This window comes from Kineococcus glutinatus, assembly GCF_039542765.1.
Lineage (GTDB): Bacteria > Actinomycetota > Actinomycetes > Actinomycetales > Kineococcaceae > Kineococcus_A > Kineococcus_A glutinatus.
The window spans coordinates 1-2,708 of sequence record NZ_BAABIL010000501.1 but is presented as its reverse complement, the minus strand read 5'-3'; the positions used below and the strand labels follow the sequence as shown (position 1 = coordinate 2,708).

Genomic DNA, 2,708 nt, shown 5'->3' with positions numbered 1-2,708 from the left:
GGTCGTCGACGAGGACGACGCGCACGGGTGCGGGGCCCTCCTGCGCCGCGAGCGTGGCGAGCAGCCGCGCCAGGCTCGCCCGCCCCACCGTCGGCACGACGACGCCGAAGGCCGCGGTCCCCGCCGTGGCACCGGGGACCTGGGCGGCGCCGAGCGTCGCGGCTGCGCTCACGCGCCCGCCTGCGCGAAGAAGGCGGCGCGGCGCACCAGGTGCGGCCCCAGCACGAGCACGTCCACCGGCGCGGAGCCGAACAGCTCCAGCGCGTCGCGGGGGTCGTCCACCATCGGCCGCCCGGCCGTGTTGAGGCTGGTGTTCACCACCACGGGCAGACCGGTGCGCTGCTCGAAGGCCCGCAGCAGCGCCGCCACCTTCGGGGTGCGCTCGTCGTCGATGGTCTGGATCCGCGCCGTGCCGTCGACGTGCGTGACGGCCGGGATGCGCTCGCGCCACCCGGGCGCCACGTCGTGCACGAAGAGCATGTAGGGGCTCGGGAACGGCCCGCCGGAGAAGATGTCCCGGGCGCGCTCGGCCAGCACCATCGGCGCCACGGGGCGGAACTGCTCGCGACCCTTGACGTCGTTGAGCCGCTCGAGGTTCTCCTTCCTGCCCGGGTGGGCCATCAGTGAGCGGTGCCCCAGGGCGCGCGGGCCGAACTCGGCGCGCCCGTCGAACCACGCCACGACCCCGTCGGCGGCCAGCACGTCGGCGACCTCCGCGGCCAGGTCGGCGGGCGTGGTGAACGGCACCCGCGCGGTGCGCAGCCAGCCGGCCAGCTCCTCGTCGTCCCAGCCGCGTCCCAGCGCGGCGTCGTGCATGGGCACCAGCGCCTCCCCGGCGTCGGCGGCCAGCTGCAGCGCCGCGCCCAGGGCGGTGCCCGAGTCACCCGCGGCGGGCTGCACGAACACCTCCTCGAACGGCGACTCGCGCCAGATGCGGGAGTTCGCCACGCAGTTCAGCGCGGTGCCGCCGGCCATCGCCAGCACGCGGTCGCCGGTCCGGGCGTGCAACCAGGTGGCGACGTCGACGAGGGTGCGCTCCAGCACCTCCTGCACGCTGGCGGCCAGGTCGGCCTGGTCGGTGTCGCGGCGGGGGTCCCACTGCTCGCCGTCCAGCAGCCGCGGCGCCCAGCGCGACCAGTCCGGCGCCTGCGCGACGAAGCCGCCGTCGCCGGTGGCGTGCACGAACTCGGCCAGCTCGTCGGCGAAGCGGGGCTTGCCGTAGGAGGCCAGCGCCATGACCTTGTACTCGTCGGAGGAGTGCAGGAACCCCAGGTGGGCGGTCAGCGACTCGTACAGCAGGCCCAGGGAGTGCGGCAGCTGCTGGCTGGCCAGCACCTCCAGGGACCCGCCGCGGTAGCGCCCGGCCAGGGCGGAGACGCGCTCCCCGCGCCCGTCCACGGTCAGGACGCTGCAGCCGCCCTCGCGCGCCGCCTCCGGGGAGGCCAGCGCCGCCGAGGCCGCGTGAGCGACGTGGTGCGGCACGAACCGCACCTTCGCCGGGTCCAGCCCGGGCAGCGCGGTCGCCAGCGCCTCGGGGGCGCGCTCGGCGTAGCGGGTGCGGATCGCGTCGTCGGGGTCGCCGAGGTCCAGCTCGGAGGCGGGCAGCACCAGCGAGGGGTCGTAGGAGTAGCCGACCAGGTCCAGGTCCTCGGGGCGCAGCCCGCCGGCGGCCAGGGCGTGCCGGATGGCGAGCTCGGGCAGCTCCCACGTCGAGTACGGCACGGGGCGCTTGCCGTGCTTGCGGCGGCTGAAGCGCTCCTCCTCCGCGGCGAAGACCACCTCGCCGTCGACCACCAGGGCGGCCGCGGGGTCGTGGAACACCGCGTTGACACCGAGGATGCGCATGCGTGCCCTCCGTCGTCGGCACCGCGTCCGCGGTGCCGGAGCCTGTGGCCGGCGGCCGAGCGGGGCTCGTGGGCCTCCGCCCGCCGGCTGCGACGTAGGCTGCCAGACAGTCCCGGGGGTCGCCCGGCGAGATCAACAGCGTGTCGAGCAGGAACTTTTCCGGACGGGGGGAGGCGCCGGTGGGAGCCGACGCGGCCGGTCACGATGCGTCCCGACCGCTCACCGGTGCCGTCAGCGACCGGGTGTGGACCCTGCCGAACGCGCTGAGCGCGCTGCGCCTGCTCCTCGTGCCGGTCTTCGGCGTGCTCATCACCCGCCACGAGGACGGCTGGGCGCTGGTGGTGCTCGCCGCGAGCGGCGTCAGCGACTACCTGGACGGCCACCTGGCCCGCCGCTGGGGGCAGGTCACCCGGCTGGGGCAGGCGCTGGACCCGCTCGCCGACCGCCTCTACATCCTCGTCGCGCTGCTGGGCCTGGCGCTGCGCGGGCTCGTGCCCTGGTGGCTGGTGGCGCTGCTCGTGGCCCGCGACCTGCTGCTCACCGCCGCCCTGCCCGCGCTGGCCCGCGCCGGCCACGGCCCGCTGCCGGTGCACTTCCTCGGCAAGCTCGGCACGTTCTGCCTGCTCTACGCCTTCCCGCTGCTGCTGCTGGGCGAGGTCAGCCCGTCGCTGTCGCTGGTGGCGGGCTCGCTGGGCTGGGCGTTCGCGCTGTGGGGGGCGGGCCTGTACTGGTGGGCCGGGGTGCTGTACCTGCGCCAGACCCGCGACCTGCTGCGCGCCGCCCGCGGTGGCGGCGGTGCGCGCTCCGGCAGCGGGGGCCCCGGGGCGGCGCGGTGAGCCGGGCCGCGGGGCGGTCCCGCGGCG

The 2,708-nt window shown here is 76.6% G+C and carries 2 protein-coding genes; one reads left to right on the top strand and one right to left on the bottom strand.

Annotation, left to right across the window (positions count from 1 at the left end; genetic code table 11):
- Positions 1-168: 168 nt before the first annotated feature.
- On the bottom strand, positions 169-1,845 hold the full coding sequence (locus ABEB16_RS17115; RefSeq protein ID WP_345713431.1) for a carbamoyltransferase family protein: 1,677 nt from the start codon (positions 1,843-1,845) through the stop codon (positions 169-171).
- Between the two features lie 179 nt (positions 1,846-2,024).
- On the opposite strand from ABEB16_RS17115, the gene clsA reads away from it, so the two are divergent.
- Complete coding sequence (gene clsA, locus ABEB16_RS17110; protein ID WP_345713430.1) at positions 2,025-2,681, top strand: cardiolipin synthase ClsA; 657 nt, start codon at positions 2,025-2,027, stop codon at positions 2,679-2,681.
- The last annotated feature ends 27 nt before the right edge of the window (positions 2,682-2,708 follow it).

Coding starts and splice junctions, on each gene's coding strand:
- ABEB16_RS17115 (WP_345713431.1), bottom strand. CDS start 1,845: ATGCGCATCCTCGGTGTCAACGCGGTGTTCCACGACCCCGCGGCCGCC.